The sequence below is a fragment of the Sphingomonas hankookensis genome (assembly GCF_022664465.1).
Taxonomy (GTDB): domain Bacteria; phylum Pseudomonadota; class Alphaproteobacteria; order Sphingomonadales; family Sphingomonadaceae; genus Sphingomonas; species Sphingomonas hankookensis.
In genome coordinates this window covers 236,285-257,291 of record NZ_JAKREV010000001.1, presented here as the reverse complement: position 1 = coordinate 257,291, position 21,007 = coordinate 236,285, and the positions used below count along the sequence as shown (strand labels likewise).

General features: G+C 68.6%; 25 protein-coding genes, 1 tRNA gene and 1 pseudogene. 11 read left to right on the top strand and 16 right to left on the bottom strand.

The window, feature by feature from the left end; all coding sequences use genetic code 11:
- Nucleotides 1-25 precede the first annotated feature (25 nt).
- Nucleotides 26-1,174 carry an endo-1,4-beta-xylanase gene (locus MF610_RS01085; protein ID WP_242192270.1) on the bottom strand — a complete coding sequence of 383 codons (1,149 nt, stop codon included), beginning with the start codon at nt 1,172-1,174 and terminating at the stop codon, nt 26-28.
- Nucleotides 1,175-1,275: 101 nt separating this feature from the next.
- Here MF610_RS01085 and MF610_RS01080 point away from each other — a divergent pair.
- Nucleotides 1,276-3,405, top strand: a pseudogene (locus MF610_RS01080) (alpha-glucuronidase family glycosyl hydrolase).
- A gap of 205 nt (nt 3,406-3,610) precedes the next feature.
- Here MF610_RS01080 and lexA read toward each other — a convergent pair.
- The 6 genes from lexA to MF610_RS01050 form a co-directional block, all read right to left on the bottom strand.
- Nucleotides 3,611-4,273, bottom strand: a complete 663-nt coding sequence (gene lexA, locus MF610_RS01075) for a transcriptional repressor LexA (protein ID WP_242192269.1) — start codon at nt 4,271-4,273, stop codon at nt 3,611-3,613.
- Between the two features lie 53 nt (nt 4,274-4,326).
- Nucleotides 4,327-5,505: a molybdopterin molybdotransferase MoeA gene (locus MF610_RS01070; protein WP_242192268.1), complete on the bottom strand. Its 1,179-nt coding sequence runs from the start codon at nt 5,503-5,505 to the stop codon at nt 4,327-4,329.
- Nucleotides 5,506-5,819: 314 nt separating this feature from the next.
- On the bottom strand, nt 5,820-6,287 hold the full coding sequence (gene moaC / locus MF610_RS01065) for a cyclic pyranopterin monophosphate synthase MoaC (protein WP_242192267.1): 468 nt from the start codon (nt 6,285-6,287) through the stop codon (nt 5,820-5,822).
- Nucleotides 6,284-7,060 (bottom strand): indole-3-glycerol phosphate synthase TrpC, encoded by a 777-nt coding sequence (gene trpC, locus MF610_RS01060; RefSeq protein ID WP_242192266.1) that lies wholly within the window; start codon nt 7,058-7,060, stop codon nt 6,284-6,286. Before trpC ends, moaC begins: the two co-directional genes overlap by 4 nt.
- The gene (gene trpD / locus MF610_RS01055) at nt 7,057-8,049 is read right to left on the bottom strand and encodes an anthranilate phosphoribosyltransferase (protein WP_242192265.1); all 993 of its coding nucleotides are present in this window, start codon (nt 8,047-8,049) and stop codon (nt 7,057-7,059) included. Before trpD ends, trpC begins: the two co-directional genes overlap by 4 nt.
- On the bottom strand, nt 8,046-8,630 hold the full coding sequence (locus tag MF610_RS01050) for an anthranilate synthase component II (RefSeq protein ID WP_242192264.1): 585 nt from the start codon (nt 8,628-8,630) through the stop codon (nt 8,046-8,048). Before MF610_RS01050 ends, trpD begins: the two co-directional genes overlap by 4 nt.
- 110 nt (nt 8,631-8,740) lie before the next feature.
- On the opposite strand from MF610_RS01050, the gene MF610_RS01045 reads away from it, so the two are divergent.
- On the top strand, nt 8,741-9,154 hold the full coding sequence (locus tag MF610_RS01045; protein ID WP_242192263.1) for a hypothetical protein: 414 nt from the start codon (nt 8,741-8,743) through the stop codon (nt 9,152-9,154).
- Here MF610_RS01045 and MF610_RS01040 read toward each other — a convergent pair.
- Genes MF610_RS01040 through MF610_RS01030 form a run of 3 tightly spaced genes read right to left on the bottom strand, consistent with a single transcriptional unit; the run spans nt 9,151 to nt 10,948 of the window.
- Nucleotides 9,151-9,300: a DUF2256 domain-containing protein gene (locus MF610_RS01040; RefSeq protein WP_242192262.1), complete on the bottom strand. Its 150-nt coding sequence runs from the start codon at nt 9,298-9,300 to the stop codon at nt 9,151-9,153. The genes MF610_RS01045 and MF610_RS01040 overlap by 4 nt on opposite strands.
- Complete coding sequence (gene aroB, locus MF610_RS01035; RefSeq protein WP_242192261.1) at nt 9,300-10,400, bottom strand: 3-dehydroquinate synthase; 1,101 nt, start codon at nt 10,398-10,400, stop codon at nt 9,300-9,302. Before aroB ends, MF610_RS01040 begins: the two co-directional genes overlap by 1 nt.
- Nucleotides 10,397-10,948 carry a shikimate kinase gene (locus tag MF610_RS01030; RefSeq protein ID WP_242192260.1) on the bottom strand — a complete coding sequence of 184 codons (552 nt, stop codon included), beginning with the start codon at nt 10,946-10,948 and terminating at the stop codon, nt 10,397-10,399. The genes aroB and MF610_RS01030 overlap by 4 nt, the downstream gene beginning before the upstream one ends.
- Nucleotides 10,949-11,039: 91 nt before the next feature.
- Between MF610_RS01030 and MF610_RS01025 the strand changes: the two genes are divergently transcribed.
- From MF610_RS01025 to MF610_RS01010, 4 genes are read left to right on the top strand one after another with little or no spacing between them, the layout of a single operon-like run.
- Nucleotides 11,040-11,177, top strand: coding sequence for a hypothetical protein (locus MF610_RS01025; protein ID WP_164516190.1), 138 nt, complete (start codon nt 11,040-11,042; stop codon nt 11,175-11,177).
- Nucleotides 11,158-12,960, top strand: a complete 1,803-nt coding sequence (locus MF610_RS01020) for a hypothetical protein (protein ID WP_242192259.1) — start codon at nt 11,158-11,160, stop codon at nt 12,958-12,960. The genes MF610_RS01025 and MF610_RS01020 overlap by 20 nt, the downstream gene beginning before the upstream one ends.
- 10 nt (nt 12,961-12,970) lie before the next feature.
- Nucleotides 12,971-13,879, top strand: coding sequence for a tyrosine-type recombinase/integrase (locus MF610_RS01015; RefSeq protein ID WP_339328500.1), 909 nt, complete (start codon nt 12,971-12,973; stop codon nt 13,877-13,879).
- A gap of 11 nt (nt 13,880-13,890) precedes the next feature.
- Nucleotides 13,891-14,838 (top strand): acetyl-CoA carboxylase carboxyltransferase subunit alpha, encoded by a 948-nt coding sequence (locus tag MF610_RS01010; protein ID WP_242192258.1) that lies wholly within the window; start codon nt 13,891-13,893, stop codon nt 14,836-14,838.
- Nucleotides 14,839-14,905: 67 nt separating this feature from the next.
- Here the strand turns inward: MF610_RS01010 and MF610_RS01005 are convergent, their stop codons facing one another.
- Nucleotides 14,906-15,073 (bottom strand): Flp family type IVb pilin, encoded by a 168-nt coding sequence (locus MF610_RS01005; protein WP_125660062.1) that lies wholly within the window; start codon nt 15,071-15,073, stop codon nt 14,906-14,908.
- A gap of 132 nt (nt 15,074-15,205) precedes the next feature.
- Nucleotides 15,206-15,397 carry a Flp family type IVb pilin gene (locus MF610_RS01000; RefSeq protein WP_242192257.1) on the bottom strand — a complete coding sequence of 64 codons (192 nt, stop codon included), beginning with the start codon at nt 15,395-15,397 and terminating at the stop codon, nt 15,206-15,208.
- An 83-nt stretch (nt 15,398-15,480) separates the two neighbouring features.
- Between MF610_RS01000 and MF610_RS00995 the strand changes: the two genes are divergently transcribed.
- On the top strand, nt 15,481-15,870 hold the full coding sequence (locus MF610_RS00995; protein WP_277923825.1) for a (deoxy)nucleoside triphosphate pyrophosphohydrolase: 390 nt from the start codon (nt 15,481-15,483) through the stop codon (nt 15,868-15,870).
- Here MF610_RS00995 and MF610_RS00990 read toward each other — a convergent pair.
- The gene (locus MF610_RS00990) at nt 15,863-16,693 is read right to left on the bottom strand and encodes a class I SAM-dependent methyltransferase (RefSeq protein ID WP_242192255.1); all 831 of its coding nucleotides are present in this window, start codon (nt 16,691-16,693) and stop codon (nt 15,863-15,865) included. The two genes, MF610_RS00995 and MF610_RS00990, sit on opposite strands and share 8 nt — an antisense overlap.
- 43 nt (nt 16,694-16,736) lie before the next feature.
- On the opposite strand from MF610_RS00990, the gene MF610_RS00985 reads away from it, so the two are divergent.
- The 4 genes from MF610_RS00985 to MF610_RS00970 are packed head-to-tail and all read left to right on the top strand — an operon-like array spanning nt 16,737 to nt 18,998.
- Nucleotides 16,737-17,468 (top strand): ComF family protein, encoded by a 732-nt coding sequence (locus MF610_RS00985; RefSeq protein WP_242192254.1) that lies wholly within the window; start codon nt 16,737-16,739, stop codon nt 17,466-17,468.
- 32 nt (nt 17,469-17,500) lie between these two features.
- Nucleotides 17,501-17,758 carry a glutaredoxin 3 gene (gene grxC, locus MF610_RS00980; RefSeq protein WP_242192253.1) on the top strand — a complete coding sequence of 86 codons (258 nt, stop codon included), beginning with the start codon at nt 17,501-17,503 and terminating at the stop codon, nt 17,756-17,758.
- Nucleotides 17,755-18,579 carry a carbon-nitrogen hydrolase family protein gene (locus tag MF610_RS00975; RefSeq protein ID WP_242192252.1) on the top strand — a complete coding sequence of 275 codons (825 nt, stop codon included), beginning with the start codon at nt 17,755-17,757 and terminating at the stop codon, nt 18,577-18,579. The genes grxC and MF610_RS00975 overlap by 4 nt, the downstream gene beginning before the upstream one ends.
- Nucleotides 18,576-18,998, top strand: a complete 423-nt coding sequence (locus MF610_RS00970) for a DUF1178 family protein (RefSeq protein ID WP_242192251.1) — start codon at nt 18,576-18,578, stop codon at nt 18,996-18,998. Before MF610_RS00975 ends, MF610_RS00970 begins: the two co-directional genes overlap by 4 nt.
- A 560-nt stretch (nt 18,999-19,558) precedes the next feature.
- Here MF610_RS00970 and MF610_RS00965 read toward each other — a convergent pair.
- From MF610_RS00965 to folE, 3 genes are all read right to left on the bottom strand, one after another.
- Nucleotides 19,559-19,635: transfer RNA gene (locus MF610_RS00965), tRNA-Arg, on the bottom strand.
- 46 nt (nt 19,636-19,681) lie between these two features.
- On the bottom strand, nt 19,682-20,239 hold the full coding sequence (locus tag MF610_RS00960) for a hypothetical protein (protein ID WP_242192250.1): 558 nt from the start codon (nt 20,237-20,239) through the stop codon (nt 19,682-19,684).
- A 32-nt stretch (nt 20,240-20,271) separates the two neighbouring features.
- Nucleotides 20,272-20,895 carry a GTP cyclohydrolase I FolE gene (gene folE, locus MF610_RS00955; RefSeq protein ID WP_242192249.1) on the bottom strand — a complete coding sequence of 208 codons (624 nt, stop codon included), beginning with the start codon at nt 20,893-20,895 and terminating at the stop codon, nt 20,272-20,274.
- Nucleotides 20,896-21,007 lie beyond the last annotated feature (112 nt).

Genomic DNA, 21,007 nt, shown 5'->3' with positions numbered 1-21,007 from the left:
GGCGGGTGATCCCGCCGCCATTGCCTTACCCGGCGCGGCGGGTGCCGGTGGCAAGGGCGGACAGCATTGCGGTGCGCAGCGGCTTGGGGTTCAGGTCGAGGTCGTAGGGACAGCCGCGGGCGACGGCACCATCGGGCCGCGGTTCGAACCCGCGCAGCCAGCTGTAGCGGTCGCTCAGGCCCCAGGCGAGGACGTCGCCGAGCTGCGGATAGGACAGCATGATGTCGAGATAGGCACGGGCGAAGTCGGCGACGCCGCGATCGCGTGGGCCGATGGCGGCGGGCAGGCCGCGGTCGCGGACGTCGAACTCGGTGATGATCAGGCGGTAGCCCATCGCCGTCACGCGATCGAGGAAGCGGCGCCATTCGGGTTCGAGGCGCTTGGCAAGCACGCCCGCATCGGTGGTCGGCTGGAACAGGCCGATATGCGATTGCACGCCGAGCGTATCGACCGGCGTACCGCGGCGGCGGAACGCCTCGAGCAGCGACAGGACACCGGCGCGGTGCTTCTCGTTGCCGTCCTCCCAACTCATATAGTCGTTATAGACCAACTCGGCATGTGGCACGGCGGCCCGTGCGGTGCGGAAGGCCAGGTCAAGCACCGGGAGCGTCCCGCCCATCGCCCGCGACAACGACGTCTCACGCAGCGTCCCGGTGTCGGGATCGACCGCTTCGTTGACGACGTCGTAGCTGTGGATTTTGCGGCCGTAGCGCTTGGTCACGGTGTCGATATGCTGCGTCAGGATGCGCGCCGCTTCGGTCGCCGGGCGGGCACCGAAATCGGCGCCATTGAGCCACGCGGGAAACCATTTCGAATAGGCCCAGAGCAGCGTGTGGCCGCGCATCGCGAAGCCGTTCCCCATCGCCCAGTCGACCATCGCGTCGAACTGCGCGAAGTCGAACCTGTCGGGGGCGGGGCGCACCGCCTGCCACTTCATCTGGTTCTCGGCGACCAGCACGGCGCAGTCGCGGCGCAGCAGTGCGGCATAGGCGGGGTTGGCGAACGATCCGGCGTCGCGGCCGGGCGGCGCCCACGCGAAGGCCGATCCAAAGCGGCGCCCCCGCGCGGCGGCGGCGGCCTTCAGCGTGTCCGGCGCGGTCGCGGCGGGGGCGGCCTGCGCCGCCAGCAACGCTGCGCTCCCGGCGAGGACGCTGCGGCGATCGATCATGGTCATGGGCTCTCCTGTTCCGCGCTCTTCGATGTGGTAGCGTTACCATGATGGCAGTGTTATGCCGGTGTCAACGCCGTCGCGCAGACGGGACGAGAGGATGCGGCATGGGCAAGGCGCTGGGATGGATCATGCTGTTGTGCGCACTGTGGAGCGCACCGGCGCGGGCGGAGGACGGGTACGACCTGTGGCTGCGCTATCACCGGCTTCCGGCGGTGCAGGCGGATCGGGTGGCTGCGGCTGCAACCAGTATCGTGCGCGATGAGGACGATGCGCCGATCGTCGCGGCGGCGGGGGAACTGACGCGCGGGCTGTCGGGGTTAACGGGGGGCGCGGTGGCGGCGGGGCCGATAGGCGACGGGGCGATCGTGATCGGGACGGCGCGATCGCCACGGATCGCGGCGTTGGGGTTGCCGCTGTCGGGACTGGGGCGCGAAGGCTTTGTGTTGCGGTCGGCGACGATCGACGGGCGGCGGGTGACGGTGATCGCCGCGAACGCGCCGGTCGGCGTGTTGTATGGCGCGTTCCGGCTGCTGCGGATCGTGCAGACCGGCGGGGCGTTCGACCGGTTGGCGGTCGTCGATCGGCCGAAGCTCGACCTGCGCGTGCTCGATCACTGGGACAATCCCGACCGCTATGTCGAGCGCGGCTATGCGGGACAGTCGCTATGGGATTGGCAGAAGCTGCCGGGCTTCGCCGACCCGCGCTATACCGACTATGCCCGGGCCAATGCGTCGATCGGGATCAACGGCGCGGTGTTGAACAACGTCAATGCCAGCCCGGACATGCTGACCCCGGCGTTTCTAGGCAAGGTCGAGAAGCTGGCGGCGATCTTTCGGCCATGGGGGATTCGCGTCTATCTGTCGGCCAAATTCTCCGCACCGATCGAGATTGGCGGGCTGAAGACGGCGGACCCGCTCGACCCGGTCGTGGCCGCGTGGTGGCGGGCGAAGGCGGACGAGATCTACGCGCGCATCCCCGATTTCGGCGGCTTTCTGGTCAAGGCCAATTCGGAGGGGCAGCCGGGGCCGGGCGATTACGGGCGCAGCCATGCCGAGGGGGCGAACATGCTGGCTGCGGCGGTGAAACCGCATGGCGGGGTCGTGATGTGACGGGCATTCGTCTATGCGCACGACAAGCCCGAGGATCGCGCGAAACAGGCCTATAGCGAGTTCCAGCCGCTCGACGGGGAGTTCGCCGACAATGTGATCGTGCAGGTCAAGAACGGACCGATCGATTTCCAGCCGCGCGAGCCGTTCCACCCATTGTTCGGGGCGATGCCGCGCACGCCGCTGATGATGGAAGTGCAGATCACCAAGGAGTATCTCGGCTTCGCCACCCACCTCGCCTATCTGGGGCCGATGTGGGAGGAGGTGTTGCGGAGCGACACCTATCGCCCGCGCAAGGGCTCGACCGTCGCCGATGTGCTGACGCGGCCGGGTGGGCTGACCGGCATGGCGGGGGTCGCCAATATCGGGACCGATCGCAACTGGTCGGGGTCGCAGTTCGATCAGGCGAACTGGTATGCGTTCGGGCGGATGGCGTGGGACCCGCACGCGCGAGCTGATGCAGTGGCGCGCGAGTGGGCGGCGATGACATGGGGGTCCGGCGTGGCCGACCCGGTCGTGGCGATGATGACCGGATCGCGGCAGGCGGTGGTCGATTACATGATGCCGCTGGGGCTGCACCACTTGTTCGCGACCGGGCATCATTACGGGCCGGGGCCGTGGGTCGACGATCTGCCGCGAGCGGACTGGAACCCGGTCTATTATCACAAGGCGGATGGACAGGGGATCGGGTTCGATCGGACGTCGCGCGGGAGCGATGCGGTGGGGCAATATGCGCCGGCGCTGGCGAAGCGGTGGGGCCATCCGGATGCAGTGCCCGAGGATCTGCTGTTGTGGTTCCACCATGTGTCGTGGGACCGGCGGATGCGGTCGGGGCGGACGCTGTGGGAGGAACTGGTCGGGCGCTACGATCGCGGAGTAGTGCAGGTCGCGGCGATGCAGGGGCAGTGGGCGGCGCTGGCCGGGCAGGTCGATGCGCAGCGGCATGCGGAGGTCAGCCAGTTCCTGACCATCCAGCGGGCAGAGGCGCAGTGGTGGCGCGATGCCTGTATCGCCTATTTCGGTGCGGTGTCGGGGCGGGCCCTGCCGGCGGGGGTGGTTCCGCCGCCGCATCCGGTTGCGTGGTACAGGGCGGTCCGGACGCCTTATGCGCCGGGGAATGGGCGGTAGGTTGGGCTTCGCGTGGGTCCGGAGCGAAAGAAGAAGCGGGACCCCGGCTCACGGCCGGGGTGATGGCAAGTTCACTGATGTGCGTAAAAGGACCGAAACCCGTACCTTGCCGCCTAGTCTAAGTATCTGTCAGAGAATGGCTTTTAGAAATAAGTTCACAAAGTTCACACTCACCGCGTTATCGCGTCCGGGCGCGTCATGCGAATCAATAGCGGCGCAGCAGCCCAGCGAGCTTGCCCTGCACCCGCACCTGTTCGGGACGATAGCGCTGCGGATCGTAGCTGCGGTTCGCCGGGTCGAGGCGGATCATTGCGCCTTCGCGACGGAAATATTTGAGCGTCGCCTCGCTATCCTCGATCAGCGCCACGACGATCTCGCCATCGCGGGCGGTTTCGGTGCGGCGGACCAGAGCGTAATCACCGTCGAGGATGCCGGCCTCGACCATCGAGTCGCCGGCTACTTCGAGCGCATAGTGATCGCCGGCACCCAGCAGAGCGGCGGGAACGGGGAGCGTCGCCTGCCCCTCGATCGCCTCGATCGGGACGCCGGCGGCGATGCGGCCGTGCAGCGGCAGTTCGACGACGTCGTTGGCGGGCTGCGGCGTGGGGCGCGGCGTCGCGGCGGGCTTCGCCGCAGGCTTCTTCGCGACCGGGCGGTCGGGCATCCGCAACACTTCCAACGCACGGGCGCGGTTGGGCAGGCGGCGGATGAACTCGCGTTCCTCCAGCGCCGAGATCAGGCGATGGACGCCGGACTTCGACTTGAGGTCGAGCGCTTCCTTCATCTCCTCGAACGATGGCGATACGCCGGTCGCCTTCAACCGGTCGTCGATGAAGCAGATCAACTCGTGCTGCTTACGCGTCAGCATACCATCCTCCGTCGGAACAGACGTGGAACTAATAGGAAACGATTTTCTTGTCGTCAAGCGAGTTGCAGGATTTCCGCCGAGTCGCCGGTGTCGGCCGCCGGGGCGTGGGGCGCGCGGACGATCAGGCAGTCGGACCGGGCAAGGGTGCGCAGCATCGAACTGTCCTGGATCGCGGCGGTCGATGCCTGTCCATCGATCAGCACGCCACGCAGATAGTCCTGCCGCGGACCGTTGGCGGGCAGCGGATGGGCGAGCGCCGCACGGACGGTGCGCGGGAGCGGATCGGTGGCACCCGCCATGCGCGCGACCAGCGGACGGACGAACAACAGGGCGGTGATGTAGGACGATACCGGGTTGCCGGGCAGGCCGAGTACCGCGGCATCGCGCAGGCGGCCGGCGAGCATCGGCTTGCCGGGGCGCAGCGCGATCCGCCAGAAATCTAGCGTGCCGCCCGCCCCGACAAGTGCCGGGCGGACGAGGTCGTGATCGCCGACCGACGCGCCGCCGGTGGTGACCAGCAGGTCGCACTCGATTGAGGCGAAGGCGTCGACCAGCGCCTCCATCCGGTCGGGCAGGATGCCGAGGTCGATACGGTCGACCGGCAGGTCGGCGAGCAGGCCGGCGAGCATCAGGCCGTTGGTTTCGGGGAGTTGGTGGTCGCGGAGCGGCTGTCCGGCGGGAACCAGCTCGTCGCCGGTGGCGGCGATGGCGACGCGGACGCGGCGGCCGACCGAGAGGGTAGCGTGGCCGGCGATGGCGGCCAGCGCGGCCCGGGCGGGGGTGATGCGCTCGCCGGCCGAGATCAGCAGGTCGCCTTCGCGAAAGTCGAGCCCGGCGCGGCGGACGTTGCCGCCGCGGACCGGGCCTTCGCCGGACAGATGGAGGCGGGTGCCGTCGCGGGCCGCCTCTTCCTGTACCAGGACGCAGTCGGTGCCGGTCGGCATGGCGGCGCCGGTGAAGATGCGGGTGGCCTGACCGGGGGCGACGGTGCCGGCGAAGGAGGCTCCGGCGGCGCTTTCGCCGATGACGTCCCATGGGCCGGGGAGGTCGTCGAAGCGGATCGCGTAGCCGTCCATCGCCGAAAGCGGCCGGGCGGGTTGGGTACGGCGGGCGATGATATCGGACGCGGCATAGCGGCCGATGGTGTCGGCGATGGACAAGGTTTCGGCGGTGGTGGCGCGAGCGAGCGCGAGGACGCGGGTCTGGGCTTCGGCGACGGGGAGGAGGGACATGCGCGTGGCCTTATGGTGAGAGAGGACTTTGCCATTTTCGTCACCCCGGCTTTGATCCGGGGTCCCGCTTTCTCGCTCAGCCAGAAGTAAGAAGCGGGACCCCGGGTCAAGCCCGGGGTGACGTTTGGGGTGAGGTGGTTGCGCCTTTGCCATGCGGTACTTGATGGTTGATCGAATGTGCGTCGCGACGATCGATCGTCCCTCTCGTCGTCATCCCCGCGAAGGCGGGAATCCATATGCGCTGGCGGTAAAGAGTATCAGCGGCATTGCGTCTATGGATCCCTGCCTTCGCGGGGATGACGATTGGAGGGCGATCACTCCCGCACCCAATCCCCCGACTTGCCGCCTTGCTTTTCCAGCACGCAAATTCCCTCGATCACCATCACCTTGTCGATCGCCTTCGCCATGTCATAGATGGTGAGGAGTGCGGTGGAAGCTGCCGTCAACGCTTCCATTTCCACGCCGGTCTTGCCGTCGGTCGCGGCGATGGCGTGGACGCGGATCGCGTCTTCCTCGAATGCGAAGTCGATCGACGCTTTCGTCAACGGGAGCGGGTGACAGAGCGGGATCAGGTCGCTGGTGCGCTTGGCGGCCATGATGCCGGCGACGCGAGCGACGGCGAGGACGTCGCCCTTCTTGACCAGCCCGTCACGGATCGCGGCCAGTGCTTCCGCAGACATGGTGATGCGGCCGGTGGCGGTGGCCACGCGTCGGGTCGCGACCTTGCCCCCTACGTCTACCATGTGCGCGCTGCCGTCGGCGGCAAGATGGGTCAGGATCATCCGATCATCGCCCGCGTCGCGGCTTCGACATCGTCGTGGCGCATCAGCGCTTCGCCGATCAGGAAGCAGCGGACGCCATGGCTCGTCATCGCGTCGAGGTCGGCGCGGGTGGTCAGGCCGCTTTCGGCGACGAAGGTGCAGCCGGCGGGAGCGTGGCCGACGAGTTCATAGGTTCGGTCAAAACTGACCGAGAAGTCCTTGAGATTTCGGTTATTTACACCGATCAGCCGGGATTTCAGTGACAGGGCGCGGTCGAGTTCGGCGCGGTCGTGGACTTCGACCAGCACGTCCATGCCGCGCTCGATCGCCGCCGCCTCGATCTCGGCCATCTGGGTGTCGGATAGTGCGGCGACGATGATGAGGATCGCGTCGGCGCCGAGCGAGCGGGCCTCGACCACCTGCCACGGGTCGACGTTGAAGTCCTTGCGCAGGACGGGAAGGTCGCAGGCGGCGCGGGCGGCGATCAGATAGTCGTCGGCGCCCTGGAAATAATCGACATCGGTCAGGACGGAAAGGCAGGCGGCACCGCCGGCGGCATAGGCGCGGGCATGGGCGGGGGGATCGAAATCGGGACGGATCAGCCCCTTGGACGGGCTGGCCTTTTTGATCTCGGCGATCAGGGCGTGCCCCGGCTTCGCGTCGAGTGCGGCGCGGAAGCCGCGCGGGGGCGTGCGTTCGGTCGCGCGGGCGTCGAGGTCGGCGATGCTGGCGCGGGCGCTGCGGACGGCGACTTCGTTCCGCTTGGTGGCGAGGATGGTGTCGAGCATCGTCATGTGTAAGCGATCCATTGGTCGAGCAGGCGGTCGGCGGCACCCGAGTCGATGACCTCGGCGGCGCGTTCGGCCCCGTCGGTCAGGTCGGTGGCGGTGTCGGCGATCAGGAGCGCGGCGGCGGCGTTGAGCAGGACGGCATCGCGGTACGGGCTCTTCTCACCCTTCAACAGCGCGCGGAGCGCCGCGGCGTTGTGCGCGGCGTCGCCGCCGCGGATCGCGCTGATCGGATGGCGCGGCAGGCCGGCGTCTTCGGGGACGATGCGGTCGGCCATGGTCATGCCGACGGGGACGACGATCGTCGGGCCGGCGCCGGAGATTTCGTCCAGCCCCTCCTCACCCGACACGATCAGCGCGGTTTCGGCGCCGAGCAGTTCCATCGCCTCGGCATAGACGGTGGCGTAGTCGGGGCGGGCGATGCCGATCAGCTGGCGGGTGGTGCGCGCCGGATTGGCAAGCGGGCCCATCAGGTTGAAGATGGTGCGGCGGCCGATGCGCTGGCGGATGGGCGTGATGCGGCGCATCGCCGGATGGTGGTTGGCGGCGAACAGGAAGGCGATGCCGATATCGGCCAGCGTCGATTGCGCCATCTCGCCGGCGACGCCCATGTCGAGGCCGAGCGCTTCGAGCGTGTCGGCGGCGCCCGCCTTGCTGGAGGCGGCGCGGTTGCCGTGCTTGGCGACCGGCACGCCGGCTGCGGCGACGACGAGGCTGACCGCGGTCGAGACGTTCAAGGTATGGTGACCGTCGCCGCCGGTGCCGCAGACGTCGATTGCGCCGGCAGGTGCTTCGATCGGGATCATGCGGTGGCGCAGTGCGCGGGCGGCCTCGGCGATTTCGACGCTGGTTTCGCCGCGGAGGGCAAGGTCGGTAAGGAAGGTGGCGATGGCGTCGTCGGACACCGTGCCGTCGAGGATCGCGGCAAAGGCTTCGGCGGCGCTCTCATGGGAAAGCGGCGACGACGGATCGGGCAGCAGCGTGGTGACGGTCATGCCGGCACCGCCGCGGCAAGGCCGGCGCTCTTGAGGAAATTGGCGAGCATCGCGTGCCCGTGTTCGGTGGCGATGCTTTCGGGGTGGAACTGCACGCCGTGGATCGGCAACTCGCGGTGACGAAAGCCCATGACGCTGGCGTCCGATGCGGTCGCGTTGACGATCAGGCAGTCGGGCACGTCGGTGACGATCAGCGAGTGATAGCGGGTGGCGATGAAGGGCGAAGGCAGCCCTTCGAACAGGCCGGTGCCGTCATGATCGACCGGGCAGGTCTTGCCGTGCATCAGCCCGCCGCGCATGACCTTTCCTCCGAAATGCTGGCCGATCGCCTGATGGCCGAGGCAGACGCCGAGCAGCGGACGCTGCGCCTGCGCACAAGCGGCGACGAGGTCGAGCGAGATGCCCGCCTCGGTCGGGGTGCAGGGGCCAGGGGAAATCAGGAAGCCCTGCGCATCGCTGGCGAGCGCGTCGGCGGCGGTCATGGCGTCGTTGCGCTCGACCCGGACCTCGACGCCCAGCTCCATCAGGTAATGGACGAGGTTCCAGGTGAAGCTGTCGTAATTGTCGATGACGAGGATCATGGCACCGCCATAGCGTCCTGTCCGCGCGGTGCAACGACAGGAAATCTTCGCGCGTTCAGCCTGCGCTCATCGATCGGGTCGGTTAGTGGGCGGGTGTGGGAGAAGTGACGATGACGCGTTGGGTTCTGGCGGGACTGGCACTGGCGATCGCGGCACCGGCTATGGCGCAGGAAACGCCGGCCGATCCGCCGCAACGGGTGCGCAACGCGACGGTCTATGGCGAGGAAGCCTGCCCGAAGCCCGCCAGCAATGACGAGATCGTGGTGTGCGCGCGGCTGGGCGAGAACGAACGCTATCGCATCCCCAAGCGCTTCCGCGATCCGCCGTCGCAGGCCTCGGCCGACTCGAGCTGGGCGCAGCGCGCGGACGTCGCGATGGAGGCGGCGCGGGCGACGCGGCCGAACAGCTGTTCGGCGATCGGAATGAACGGGCAGAGCGGCTGTACCCAGGCGATGCTGCGGCAATGGTTCGCCGAGCGGCGGCAGCAGCAGCAGATGAACAGCGATATTCCGGGCGCCCGCTAGTCGGCCTTGCCCGTCCGGCGGCAGCGGTCCGAGCAATAGACGACATTGTCCCAGTCGCGCGCCCATTTCTTGCGCCACGCGAACGGGCGTTCGCAGACCGGGCAGGTCTTGGTCGGCAGGTCGCGCTTGGCGATCCCTTGCGGCATCAGCGGTGCTGGCGGTCAATGAACGCGGCGACGCTGCCCAGATCGACCGAGCGGTCGAGATAGGTCTGGCCGATGCCGCGGGCGAGCAGGAACGGCAGCGTGCCGCCCTCGCGCTTCTTGTCATGGAGCATGTGGCCAACCAGCTCTTCGCCCGACGCGGTGATGCCGGCGGCGGCGAGACCGTCGGGTAAGCCGGCGGCGCGCAGGTGTGCGGCGACGCGGGCGGCATCCTCGGCGCGGCACAGCCCCTGTTCGGCGCTGTAGGCGAAGGCGAGCGCCATGCCGGCCGCGACCCCCTCGCCATGCAGCAGCGATCCGTCGAAGCCGGCCTCGGCTTCCAGCGCATGGCCGAAGGTGTGGCCTAGGTTGAGCAGCGCCCGCGTGCCCGTCGTCTCGCGTTCGTCGGCGCCGACGATTCGCGCCTTCGCCCCGACCGAGCGCGCGATCGCCTGCGTGCGCGCCAGCGGATCGCCGAGTAGCAGCGCGGCGCCGTTCGATTCGCACCACGCGAAGAAATCGGGATCGTCGATCAGGCCGTACTTCACGACCTCGGCATAGCCGGCGCGGACTTCGCGTGCCGGGAGCGTGTCGAGCGTCGTCGGGTCGATCAGCACCAAGGCGGGCTGGTGGAACGCGCCGACGAGGTTCTTGCCGGCGCGGGTGTTGATCCCGGTCTTGCCGCCGACCGACGAATCGACCTGCGCCAGCAACGTCGTCGGTATCTGGACGAAGCCGCAGCCGCGCTTCAGGATCGCGGCGGCGAAGCCCACAAGGTCGCCAGTCACCCCGCCGCCCAGCGCCACGATGTGGTCGCCGCGCTCGACGCCCAGCGCCAGCAGCGAATTGAGCAGGCGTTCGAGCGTTGCCCAGCTCTTCGAGCCCTCGCCGGCCGGAATCTCGATCGCCTCGCTGGCGATGCCCGAGGCGGAGAGCGACGCCCGCAGCGTGGCGAGGTGCATCGGCACCTGCGCATCGGCGACGATCACCATCCGCCGACCGCGCGCGATCGGGCCGAGATGATCGCCGGCGTGCGCCAGCACGCCGTCCTCGATCACGATGTCGTAGCTGCGGTCGCCGAGCGCGACGGGAATGACGGTCATTGGCCGATGGCTTTCAGGATGGCGGAAACGGTGGCGTCGTGCGGTGCGTGCTGGCTGACGACGTGGATCGGCGCAAGCGCATAGACCGGGTTGCGCACGCGGGCGAGGTCGCTCAGCACCTTGCGCGGGTCCTTGCCGCGCAGCAGCGGGCGGGTGTCGCGGCGGCGGACGCGTTCGGCGAGCACGTCGGGCGACGCGTCGAGCCAGATCGCCAGCGCCTGTTCAAGAATCAGTTCGCGGGTATCCGCCTGCATGAACGCGCCGCCGCCGGTCGCGATGATCTTCGGGGTGCCGTCGATCAACCGGGCGATGACGCGGCGTTCGCCGTCGCGGAAATGATCCTCGCCGAAGCGTTCGAAGATTTCGGCGATGGTCATGCCCGCGGCATGTTCGATCTCGTTGTCGGCATCGACGAAATCCAGCTTCATCCGCTGCGCCAGGCGGCGGCCGACGGTGGATTTGCCCACGCCCATCAGCCCGACGAGCACGATCGGGCGGCCGGTCCAGCGCGAGGGAGGTTGGGGCAGGGAGTCTTGAATTTGCAGCATTGCGGCAGGGGCTATACAGCCGCCCCGCCGATCGGGCAAAAGGCGCGTCGCCGTCTTTTTCCTGCCCCCTAATACCGGGACGTTTAGATCCATGTCGCGTTCGCTTGTCATCCTCCTCGTCGTCGTGGTCGCGCTGGTCGCGGGCCTGTTCCTGCTGGCGGGACGTTCGACCGAGCAGCAGCCGACCCAGATCGAAAAGGCGGTCTCGCTTGAAAACCTCGCCAACTGACCGGTTGCGCATCGGGATCGCCGCCGCCGCGCTGATCGCGATCGGCGTGCCGGCGATCGGGCAGGATGTGCCCGAATCGTTGCTGCCGCCGGGATTCGGCGACGCACCGGCGCCGGCCCCCACGCCGACGCCGCGTCCAACCGCGGCAGCACCGGCGGGTGGTCCGAATTTCGCGCCGTCCGCGCCGATCGTACAGCCGATACCGGGGGTGCCGGGTCCAGCCTCCACCCCGACGCCGACAGCATCGGCGACTCCGGTGGCGATCAGCCCGGAGGCGCTCCGGCAATATGAACTGCCCGACTATGCCCGCCGCTCGACCGCCAGCATCGGCATTGCCGGACAGGGGGGCGCATTCGGCAGCGATGCGTTCGGGAGCAGCGACGGGCCGTGGCTGCAACGGATCATGCGCTCGCTCGACGCGCCGGTCGCCTCGCGCTGGGTCTCGATCGGGTTGCGCCGCGCGCTGGTGTCCGACGTCGCGACGCCGGGCGGCGTCGACGGTGCCGATTATGCCGCGGAGCGCGCATGGCTGCTGGTCCGCATGGGCGAGGCGCCATCGGCGCGCGCGCTGGTCCAGTCGGTCGATATCGAGAATTATACGCCCAAGCTGTTTCAGATCGCGATGCAGGCGATGCTGGCGACGGGCGATCCGGGCGGGCTGTGTCCGCTGGTGACGCCGGCGATGGCGCAGTCGAACGAACGCGGCTGGCGGCTGGCCAATGCCATCTGCCTCGGCCTGTCGGGCAAGGCGCGCGAGGCCGGGCGGATCGTCGATCAGGCTCGGCGCGCAGCGCCGGGCGGCGGTGCGATCGACGTGGCGCTGGCCGAAAAGCTGGTCGGCAAGGGTTCGGCCGGGCGGCGGGAAGCGACGATCGAATGGGACGGCATCGATCGCCTGACCGCATGGCGCTACGGCATGGCCGCCGCCAGCGCGACGCCGGTACCCGCCGGCCTGTTCGGCGGGGTCGGGCCGCAGGTCCGCTACTGGCACGCGACCGCACCGCAATTCGCACCGGGCGTCCGGCTGGCCGATGCCGATCTGGCGGCGGCGCAGGGCGTGGTGTCGAGCGAGGCGCTGGTCGACCTGTATGCCCAGCTGGGCAGCGACGAGGATGCGACGAGCACGCAGACCGCGCTCGCGACCGATCTGCGCACCGCCTTTACCGGGCGCGATACCGATCGGCTGACGATGCTGCGCCAGTTCTGGGAACCGGCGATCACCACGCCGCTCGGCTATGCCCGGCGGGTGCTGACGGCACGGGCGGCGGCGATGATCGCACCGGTGGTGGATCATGCCGGGGACGCCGACCAGCTGATCGCGTCGATGTTGAGCGCGGGGCTCGACCTGCCGGCGCTGCGCTGGCGCGGGATCGTGCCGGTCGGCAGCGACGGCTGGGCGATGCTGGCGGTTGCCGACCCGATGGGCCGGTCGGTCGCGGCGGGTGCCGTGTCGGACTATGCCGGACAGAATGCGCGCAAGGGGCAGCTGCTGTTCGCCGCGCTGGCCGGGCTGGGCCGCCTGCCGCGCGATCAGGTGCAGGGCATGGCACGCGAGCTGAACGTCGCGATCGGTGCGCGCAATCCGTGGACCGATGCGATCGACCGGGCGGGTGTGAACGGTGAGGGCGGGACCGTCCTGTTGTTGGCGGCTACGGGGATGCAGACGCGCGACTGGCGCGGGGTGCCGGCCGAGGCGCTGTTCCACACCGTCGCGGCGTTGCGCGCGGCGGGGCGCGAGGGGGAAGCGCGGATGATCGCGGCCGAGGCGCTCGTCCGGTCGTGACGTTCCGGCTGTGAGTGGACCCGGCAACGACCGGGACCTGATCGACCGCTTTCTGGAGATGATGGCGGCGGAAGCCGGAGCGGCGCGCAACACCATCGCCGCCTATCGTACCGACCTGTCGCTTGCCTCCGATGTGCTGGGCGGGCGGCTGGCGGCGGCCGATGCCGCGGCGATCGGGCGACTGGCCGACGGGTGGCAGGACTTTGCCAAATCGACGGTGGCGCGGAAAGGCGCGGCGTTGCGGCGGTTCTTCGCGTTTCTGGCCGAAGAGGGACTGCGTGCCGACGATCCGGGCGCGGCGCTGCCCCGACCGGGCACGTCGCGGCCGCTTCCGAAAACGCTGTCGAGTGGTGATATCGATGCGATGTTCGCCGCGATCGACGCGCGGATCGCGCGGGTGCCGCCCGATCCCAACGACCTGCGCCTCTCGGCGTTGTTCGAACTGCTCTACGGATCGGGGCTGCGCGCGACCGAGCTGGTGTCGCTGCCGCGCGCGGCGATCGCGTCCGACCGGCCGTACCTGATCCTGAAGGGCAAGGGCGGGCGCGAGCGGATGGTGCCGTTGTCCGACCGGGCGCGTGCTGCCGTAGCACGGTGGCGGGGGCAGGTGCCAGCGGACAGCCCGTGGCTGTTTCCCTCCGGACAGAAGCATTTGTCGCGGATGCGGCTATACCAGATCGTCCGCGCGCTGGCGGGCGAGGCGGGGATCGCGCCCGACCGGATCAGTCCGCACGTCCTGCGCCACGCCTTTGCCACCCATTTGCTGGAGGGCGGCGCGGACCTGCGCGCGTTGCAGGCGATGCTGGGCCATGCCGATATCGCGACCACCGAAATCTACACCCATGTCGATGCGTCGCGGCTGGTACGGCTGGTGAACGAACGCCACCCGCTGATTGACGCCGGACGGACACGGCCATAGGGCCCGGAGCCATGGCTACGTTCCTAGATTTCGAAAAACCCATCGCCGAGCTGCAGGCGCGTATCGACGAGCTGCGCGACACCGCCGCCGATGGCGAGCTGGACATCGCGACCGAGATCGGACGGTTGCAGACCAAGTCCGACCGGCTGCTGCGCGAAACCTACACCAAGCTGACACCGTGGCAGAAGACTCAGGTCGCGCGCCATCCCGAACGACCACATTTCAAGCATTATGTCGCCGCGCTGGTCGACGATTTCATGCCGCTGGGCGGCGACCGCGCCTTTGCCGACGATCAAGCGATCCTCGGCGGGATCGGGCGGTTCCGCGGGCGCAAGGTCGTGGTGATCGGCCACGAAAAGGGCGACGACACCGCGACACGGCTCAAGCATAACTTCGGGATGGGCAAGCCCGAGGGCTATCGCAAGGCGATCCGGTTGATGCAGTTGGCCGACCGCTTCGGCCTGCCCGTCGTCACGCTGGTTGATACGTCGGGCGCGTTCCCCGGCATTCAGGCGGAAGAGCGCGGGCAGGCAGGGGCGATCGCACGCTCGACCGAGGCGGCACTGAACCTCGGCGTGCCGATGGTGTCGGCGATTCTGGGCGAAGGCGGCTCGGGCGGCGCGATCGCGCTGGCGGCGGGCAACCGGGTGCTGATGATGGAGCATGCCGTCTATTCGGTGATCTCGCCAGAGGGTTGCGCGTCGATCCTGTGGCGCACTGCGGACAAGGCCCCAGAGGCGGCCGAGGCGATGCGGGTGACCGCGCAGGATTTGAAGACGCTGGGCGTGATCGACCGGATCGTCGCCGAACCGCTGGGCGCGGCACATCGCGATCCGGCAAACGCGATCGCCGCGCTGGGCGATGCGATCGACGGCGAACTGACCGAACTGGCGGCGCAGGATGCGGCGGCGCTGCGGCAGGCGCGGCGCAAGAAATTCCTTGCGATGGGCCGGCTGTAGAACGGCACAAGAAAAGGGCGGCGGAACCGAAGTCCCGCCGCCCCTCCTGTGTCGACGTCGTGGAGGCTTACGAAGCCTTCATGTTCGACGTGACGTTGCCGAAGGTGGTCTTCAGCTGGTTGCCCAGGCCCTGCATCGCGGCGATGGCGGCGACGGCGATCAGCGCAGCGATCAGGCCGTATTCGATCGCGGTGGCGCCCTTGCTGTTCTTCAGGAAGGTACGGATCTTCTGCATAACTCGCTCCTTGGTTCTGCGTGCTTCAATTATTCCCGGCGTCACGGAACAAAATTCCGATCGGCTCTAAGAAGGTACGGGCGGCGCGGTTGATAAAAGTTTAAGGGAAATCGAACGAAATCAGTTTGATGGTTAACCGCGCGGTGTATGTTGCGTCACATTGGCGGTGACGCCGTTCCACAGGTCGCTGGTGGTCTTGCCCAAACCGGCGATGCTGGAGATGATCACCACCACGACCAGGCCCAGGATCATTCCATATTCGACTGCCGTCGCGCCGCGCCGATCTTGCCAAAGGCTGCGGAGGGCCCGCAGAAACGAACGCATGACGGCTGACTCCCGGCAAATTTACGAAGGCCAGCCCTAGCCCGAGCGAGGTTAAGAAAGTGTCGCTTCCCCCTTCCCGCATATTGCTGGTGACCGCAGCCGCGCTGGTCGATCGCGACGGTCGCGTGCTGGTGCAGCAACGCCCGCCGGGCACGGCGATGGCCGGGCTGTGGGGGTTTCCCGGCGGCAAGGTGGAGCCGGGCGAAACGCCCGAAGCCGCGTTGATCCGCGAGCTGGACGAGGAACTGGGGATCGTGGTCGATCACAGTTGTCTGGCACCCGCCGCCTTCGCCAGCGAGGCGCTGGGCGAGCGGCATCTGCTGCTGCTGCTCTACGCGCTGCGCAAGTGGCGCGGGATACCGGAGGCGCGGCACGCCACCGCGCTGCAATGGCTGCGGCCGGTACAGCTCCACGTGCTGCCGATGCCGCCCGCCGACCGGCCGCTGATCGGGTTGCTCGAAGCGCTTATCTAGGTCGCAGCGTATCGGCGAGCGAGGCGGTGGCGCTGCCGCGCTTGGCCGGTTGCGGCTGGCTGGGGGCAGGGGCCCAGCCGGTGAGGTAGATCACTTCGAACTGTTCGGTGGTGCGGCCGTCGGGATCGGCACGTTCGGCAAAGGCGGCAGCGGTCGCCATCAGCCCGGTGCGGCCGAGGGGGGCGGGTTCGAGCAGCCCGGTCGCCCCCATCCCGCGCAGATCGTCGACCAGCCGCCCCAGCCCGGCATAGCGCACGGTCAACGTCTCCGAGTCGGCGACCGGCAGCGCGAAGCCGGCGCGGACCAGCAGGTCGCCCGCCGAACGCAGGTCGATCTGCGGATGCACCCGCGCCGCCGGACGATCCGCCTCGGCCGACAACAGCGACTGGCGCAGCGTCGCGAGCGTTCGCCCGCCAGTGAACGCGGCGAGGAACAGCCCGTCGGGCCGCAGCGTCCGCCGGATCAGCGTCAGCGCACCGGGCAGGTCGTTGACGCTGTCGAGCACACCGACCGACACGACGAGGTCGAACGCGCCATCGGCAAAGGGCAGCCGGTCCTCGTCCCCCTGCACCCCCTGCGCCGCTCGTGCGAAGGCGAAGCCGGGGTCGAACCGTGCGATGCGGGTACCGGGCGGGGGCACGAAGGCCGCGTCGGCGCAACCGAGGTCGAGCACGTCGGAAAAGCTGCGGGTAACGGCGTGCAACCGCTCCTCGATCCCCTCCAGCATATAGCGGTGGAGGAAGTCGGCGCGGGCGAAATCGGTGGCGGCGCGGTCGCGGTGCAGGCGGCGGCGCCGGCGGGCAAAAAGGTCGGGGGCGGTCACGCCCTGCCTTGTGCCGGGTGGCGCGCGCGGCGACAAGGGCGCGATGCACGCGCTCGCCGTCCCCGCCGCCGCCCTGGCGCACCTCGTCGCGCTGGCACTACCGCCGCGCTGTCCGGGGTGCGGGGTGGTGGTGGAGGCGGATCATCGCTTCTGCGCGCCATGCTGGTCGGGGCTGCGGTTTCTGGGCGATCCGGCGTGCGTGCGGTGTGGCGTGCCGTTCGCGGTCGATGCCGGGCCGGGGATGTGTTGTGCCGCGTGTCTGGCAAGGCCACCGGCGCATGACGGGGTGCGGGCGGCGGTCGCCTATGGTCCGGTCGCGCGCAACGTGGCGCTCAAGCTGAAATATGGCGGGCGGCTGGCGCTGGCGCGAACGATGGCGCGGTTGATGCTGCGGCATTTGCCGGCGGAGGCGACCTGCCTCGTCCCCGTGCCGTTGCACCGGCGCCGGCTATGGACCCGCGGCTATAACCAGGCGCAGTTGATCGCGGCCGAGCTGGGGCGGCTGGGCGGGGTGCCGGTGGCATGTGACGTGCTGCGGCGGACGCGATCGACGCCGCCGTTGCGGGGCATGGACGGAAGGCGGCGGGCAAAAGCGGTGCGCGGCGCGTTCGCGGTGACCGATCCGGCGCGGATCAAGGGGCAGTCGATCGTGCTGATCGACGACGTCCACACCAGCGGGGCGACGGTCGACGCCTGTGCCAAGGTATTGCGTGCCGCGGGCGCCGACCGGGTTTCCATCCTGTGCTGGGCGCGGGTCGTCGGAGCGGACGATTGACAAGGGCGCGCGCCGACCACAACTGAACTGCCATGGCAAACATCACCATCTATACCAAGGCGTTCTGCCCCTATTGCACCCGCGCCAAACGGCTGCTGGACGACAAGGGCGCGGCCTATGACGAGATCGACATCACCATGGGTGGGCCGAAGCGGCAGGAAATGCTGGGCCGCGCCAATGGCCGCACCACCGTGCCGCAGGTCTTCATCGGCGACACCCATGTCGGCGGATCGGACGATCTCGCCGCGCTGGAGCGGGCGGGCAAGCTGGACGCGCTGCTGTCGGCATGAAGCTCGCGCTGCTCCAGATGACCGCCGGCATCGATCCCGACGCCAATGCGGCGGTGCTGGTCGACGCGATCGAGCGGGCGGCGGCGGCGGGCGCGGCGATGCTGTTCACCCCCGAAATGTCGGGGCTGATTGATCGTGATCGCGAACGGGCGGCGGGGTCGATCGCCGCCGAAAGCGATGACCGCGTGTTGCGTGCGGTGCGCGATGCGGCGGGGAGGGCGGGCATCTGGGTCCATCTCGGCTCGCTGGCGGTGCGCCGCGACGACGGACGCCTCGCCAATCGCGGCTATGTGATCGACGATAGCGGCGACGTCCGCGCGACCTACGACAAGCTGCATCTGTTCGACGTGACGTTGCCGAGCGGCGAGAGTTGGCGCGAGTCGGCCAGCTATGCACCGGGGGAGCGAGCCTGTGTCGTGGCGACCCCGGCCGGCATGCTCGGGCCATCGATCTGCTACGACCTGCGCTTCGCCGACTTGTTTCGCGCGATAAGCGATGCCGGGGCGACGATCCTGTCGGTGCCGGCGGCGTTCACCGTGCCGACGGGGCAGGCGCACTGGCATGTCCTGTTGCGCGCACGCGCGATCGAGGCCGGCGCGTTCGTCGTGGCGGCGGCGCAGACGGGGATCCATGAAGATGGGCGCACGACCTATGGCCATTCGCTGGTGATCGATCCGTGGGGCAAGGTGCTGCTCGACATGGGTGACACCGCGGGCCTTGGCTATGTCGAGATCGATCCGGCGCAGGTCGATACGGTGCGGGCACGCGTACCCGTGCTCGACCATCGCCGCGCGATCCCGCCGGTCGAGCGCATCGCATGATCGTATTCGACCTGCGCTGCGGCAACGCGCATGTGTTCGAGGCATGGTTCGCCTCCAGCGACGCCTATGGCGACCAGCGCGCGCGTGGGTTGATCGCCTGTCCGATGTGCGACGACGGCCGGATCGAGAAAGCGGTGATGGCGCCGAACATCGCACCGAAAGGTTCTGGTGGTGTGGCGCCCGAGGCGATGAAGGCGGCGCTGGCGGCGCTCGCGAAGGCGCAGCAGCAGGCATTGTCGGGCAGCGAATGGGTCGGCCGCGCCTTTGCCGATCGTGCGCGGGCGATGCATGTCGGCGACGCGGACGTGGCGCCGATCCATGGGCAGGCGACGAAGGAAGAGGCGAAGGCGCTGGTGGAAGAGGGGGTGCCGATCGCCCCGCTGCCGCTGCCGGTGGTGCCGCCGGAGCGGGCGAATTAGGGAGTTCGCCGGGGTTGGCGGACCGGCCAAATATCCGTTGGATGCCCGCTACACCCCGCCCTTCCACTCCGTTTGCTTCGAGCGCAGGTTCGAGCTTGTCGAGAACCGTAGTCGAGAAGGTGGTGCCCCAAGCGACCCGTTCTCGACAGACGCTTCTCGACTTTGCTCGAAGCTGCTCGAACCAAACGGATGGGAGGGGCGATAACCGCAAAATGTCCGGTTATCTACCAACCCGTTTGCTTCGAGCGCAGGTTCGAGCAAAGTCGAGAACCGAAGTCGAGAAGGTGGTGCCTCAAGCGACCCGTTCTCGACAGACGCTTCTCGACTTTGCTCGAAGCTGCTCGAACCAAACGGGGTGGGTCGGGGGCGATGACCGCAAAATATCCGCTTATCCCCCAACTCCCAACCCGTTTGCTTCGAGCTTGTCGAGAACCGAAGTCGAGAAGGCGGTGCCCCAAGCGACCCGTTCTCGACAAGCTCGAAGCTGCTCGGATCGAACGGATTGGGGCGGGCACCTGCATATCGACTGCCAACCGCCGATCAACGGCGCGGGCAAAATCTGGTGGCCTCGGAGGGACTCGAACCCCCGACGCCCGCTTTAGGAAAGCGGCGCTCTGTCCAGCTGAGCTACGAGGCCATGCCAGCGCTGTATAAGCGCGCGCGGGCTTAGGCAATGCCGCCGATCAGCTGCCGCATTCCCAGCGACCGTCGCGATAGATTCGCTCGCCACCGTCGTTGGTCCGCATCGTCAGCGTCGCAGGCCATACGCGGGTCGATCCCGACGTCGGTTCGCCCGGGCCCGCCGCATGGTCGAGCGTGAACGACACCTTGTCGCCCGCCATGATGCCGCCATTCGCCACCGCTTCGCGGCCCGGGGTCGCGGCGGTGATACGGCGTTTTGCCTTGTTGAAATGGACCAGCCCGTCGCCTTCGTCGCGGAGCAGCAGCAGCACGGGGCCGCCCGGCGTGGCGTGGAACGAACACCCCGAACCCAGCAGATTCTTGTCGGCGAAATCGGCCTGTACCATCGGGAGCAGTTCGGGTGCGTCGTGCGGCGCGGGCGTATCGGGCAGGCCGCGGGTCGAGGTGACCGGGCGCGCCGTGTTGCCCGCGGGATCGACGCCGCCGATCGACCCGACCGGCCTCGCCGCCTGCGGATCGGTCGCGTTGGCGGGCGGCTCGGCCGAACAGGCGGCGAGCGAGAGCGCGGCAGCGATGCAGGCGAGGTGGTGTTTCATCATCATAAAACGCCTCGCCGCCGATCGCCGTTCCGTCACCCGCGCCCGATCAGCGCCAGCACTTCCTTACGGCTGCGTTCGTCGTCGCGGAACACGCCCATCATCCGGCTGGTGGCCATGGTGACGCCCGGCGTGCGCACCCCGCGCGACGTCATGCAGCCATGCGTCGCCTCGATCACCACCGCCACGCCGCGTGGGCGCAGGCCGTTCCAGATACAGTCGGCGACCTCGGCGGTCAGCCGTTCCTGCACCTGCAACCGTCGGGCATAGCCGTGCAGCACCCGCGCCAGCTTCGAAATGCCGACGACATGGTCCTTGGGCAGATAGGCGATGTGCGCCTTGCCGACGATCGGTGCCATGTGGTGTTCGCAATGCGACTGGAACGGGATGTCGCGCAGCAGCACGATCTCGTCATAGCCGCCGACCTCTTCGAACACGCGTTCGAGGTGGTGCGCGGGGTCCTCGGCATAGCCCTGCGTATATTCCTTCCACGCGCGCGCGACGCGCAAGGGGGTGTCGAGCAGCCCTTCGCGGGTCGGATCGTCGCCGGTCCACTCGATCAGCGTGCGGATCGCGGCGGCGACGTGGTCGGGAACGGGAATCTTCGGTGCCGGGCCAACCAGTTCGCCGCCATCGGCATCGTCGTTCGCATCACACATCAGCCTGGTCCATTCCCGATCTTCGACTCGATACCGCGTACGGGGTTCGTCCCCTGTGGCGGCGGAACTGTGGCTTCCATACCCGTTCGCCGATGAAAGCGCGATTTCGTGC

Coding starts and splice junctions, on each gene's coding strand:
- MF610_RS01070 (WP_242192268.1), bottom strand. CDS start 5,505: ATGTCCCTCCTCCCCGTCGCCGAAGCCCAGACCCGCGTCCTCGCGCTC.
- MF610_RS01025 (WP_164516190.1), top strand. CDS start 11,040: ATGTCGCGTTCGCTTGTCATCCTCCTCGTCGTCGTGGTCGCGCTGGTC.
- MF610_RS00975 (WP_242192252.1), top strand. CDS start 17,755: ATGAAGCTCGCGCTGCTCCAGATGACCGCCGGCATCGATCCCGACGCC.
- MF610_RS01050 (WP_242192264.1), bottom strand. CDS start 8,630: ATGATCCTCGTCATCGACAATTACGACAGCTTCACCTGGAACCTCGTC.
- MF610_RS00970 (WP_242192251.1), top strand. CDS start 18,576: ATGATCGTATTCGACCTGCGCTGCGGCAACGCGCATGTGTTCGAGGCA.
- lexA (WP_242192269.1), bottom strand. CDS start 4,273: ATGCTGACGCGTAAGCAGCACGAGTTGATCTGCTTCATCGACGACCGG.
- MF610_RS01040 (WP_242192262.1), bottom strand. CDS start 9,300: ATGCCGCAAGGGATCGCCAAGCGCGACCTGCCGACCAAGACCTGCCCG.
- trpD (WP_242192265.1), bottom strand. CDS start 8,049: ATGACCGTCACCACGCTGCTGCCCGATCCGTCGTCGCCGCTTTCCCAT.
- MF610_RS01010 (WP_242192258.1), top strand. CDS start 13,891: ATGGCTACGTTCCTAGATTTCGAAAAACCCATCGCCGAGCTGCAGGCG.
- grxC (WP_242192253.1), top strand. CDS start 17,501: ATGGCAAACATCACCATCTATACCAAGGCGTTCTGCCCCTATTGCACC.
- folE (WP_242192249.1), bottom strand. CDS start 20,895: ATGTGTGATGCGAACGACGATGCCGATGGCGGCGAACTGGTTGGCCCG.
- aroB (WP_242192261.1), bottom strand. CDS start 10,400: ATGACCGTCATTCCCGTCGCGCTCGGCGACCGCAGCTACGACATCGTG.
- MF610_RS01085 (WP_242192270.1), bottom strand. CDS start 1,174: ATGACCATGATCGATCGCCGCAGCGTCCTCGCCGGGAGCGCAGCGTTG.
- MF610_RS00985 (WP_242192254.1), top strand. CDS start 16,737: ATGCACGCGCTCGCCGTCCCCGCCGCCGCCCTGGCGCACCTCGTCGCG.
- MF610_RS00960 (WP_242192250.1), bottom strand. CDS start 20,239: ATGATGAAACACCACCTCGCCTGCATCGCTGCCGCGCTCTCGCTCGCC.
- moaC (WP_242192267.1), bottom strand. CDS start 6,287: ATGATCCTGACCCATCTTGCCGCCGACGGCAGCGCGCACATGGTAGAC.
- MF610_RS01030 (WP_242192260.1), bottom strand. CDS start 10,948: ATGCTGCAAATTCAAGACTCCCTGCCCCAACCTCCCTCGCGCTGGACC.
- MF610_RS01005 (WP_125660062.1), bottom strand. CDS start 15,073: ATGCAGAAGATCCGTACCTTCCTGAAGAACAGCAAGGGCGCCACCGCG.
- trpC (WP_242192266.1), bottom strand. CDS start 7,060: ATGACGATGCTCGACACCATCCTCGCCACCAAGCGGAACGAAGTCGCC.
- MF610_RS01000 (WP_242192257.1), bottom strand. CDS start 15,397: ATGCGTTCGTTTCTGCGGGCCCTCCGCAGCCTTTGGCAAGATCGGCGC.
- MF610_RS01045 (WP_242192263.1), top strand. CDS start 8,741: ATGACGCGTTGGGTTCTGGCGGGACTGGCACTGGCGATCGCGGCACCG.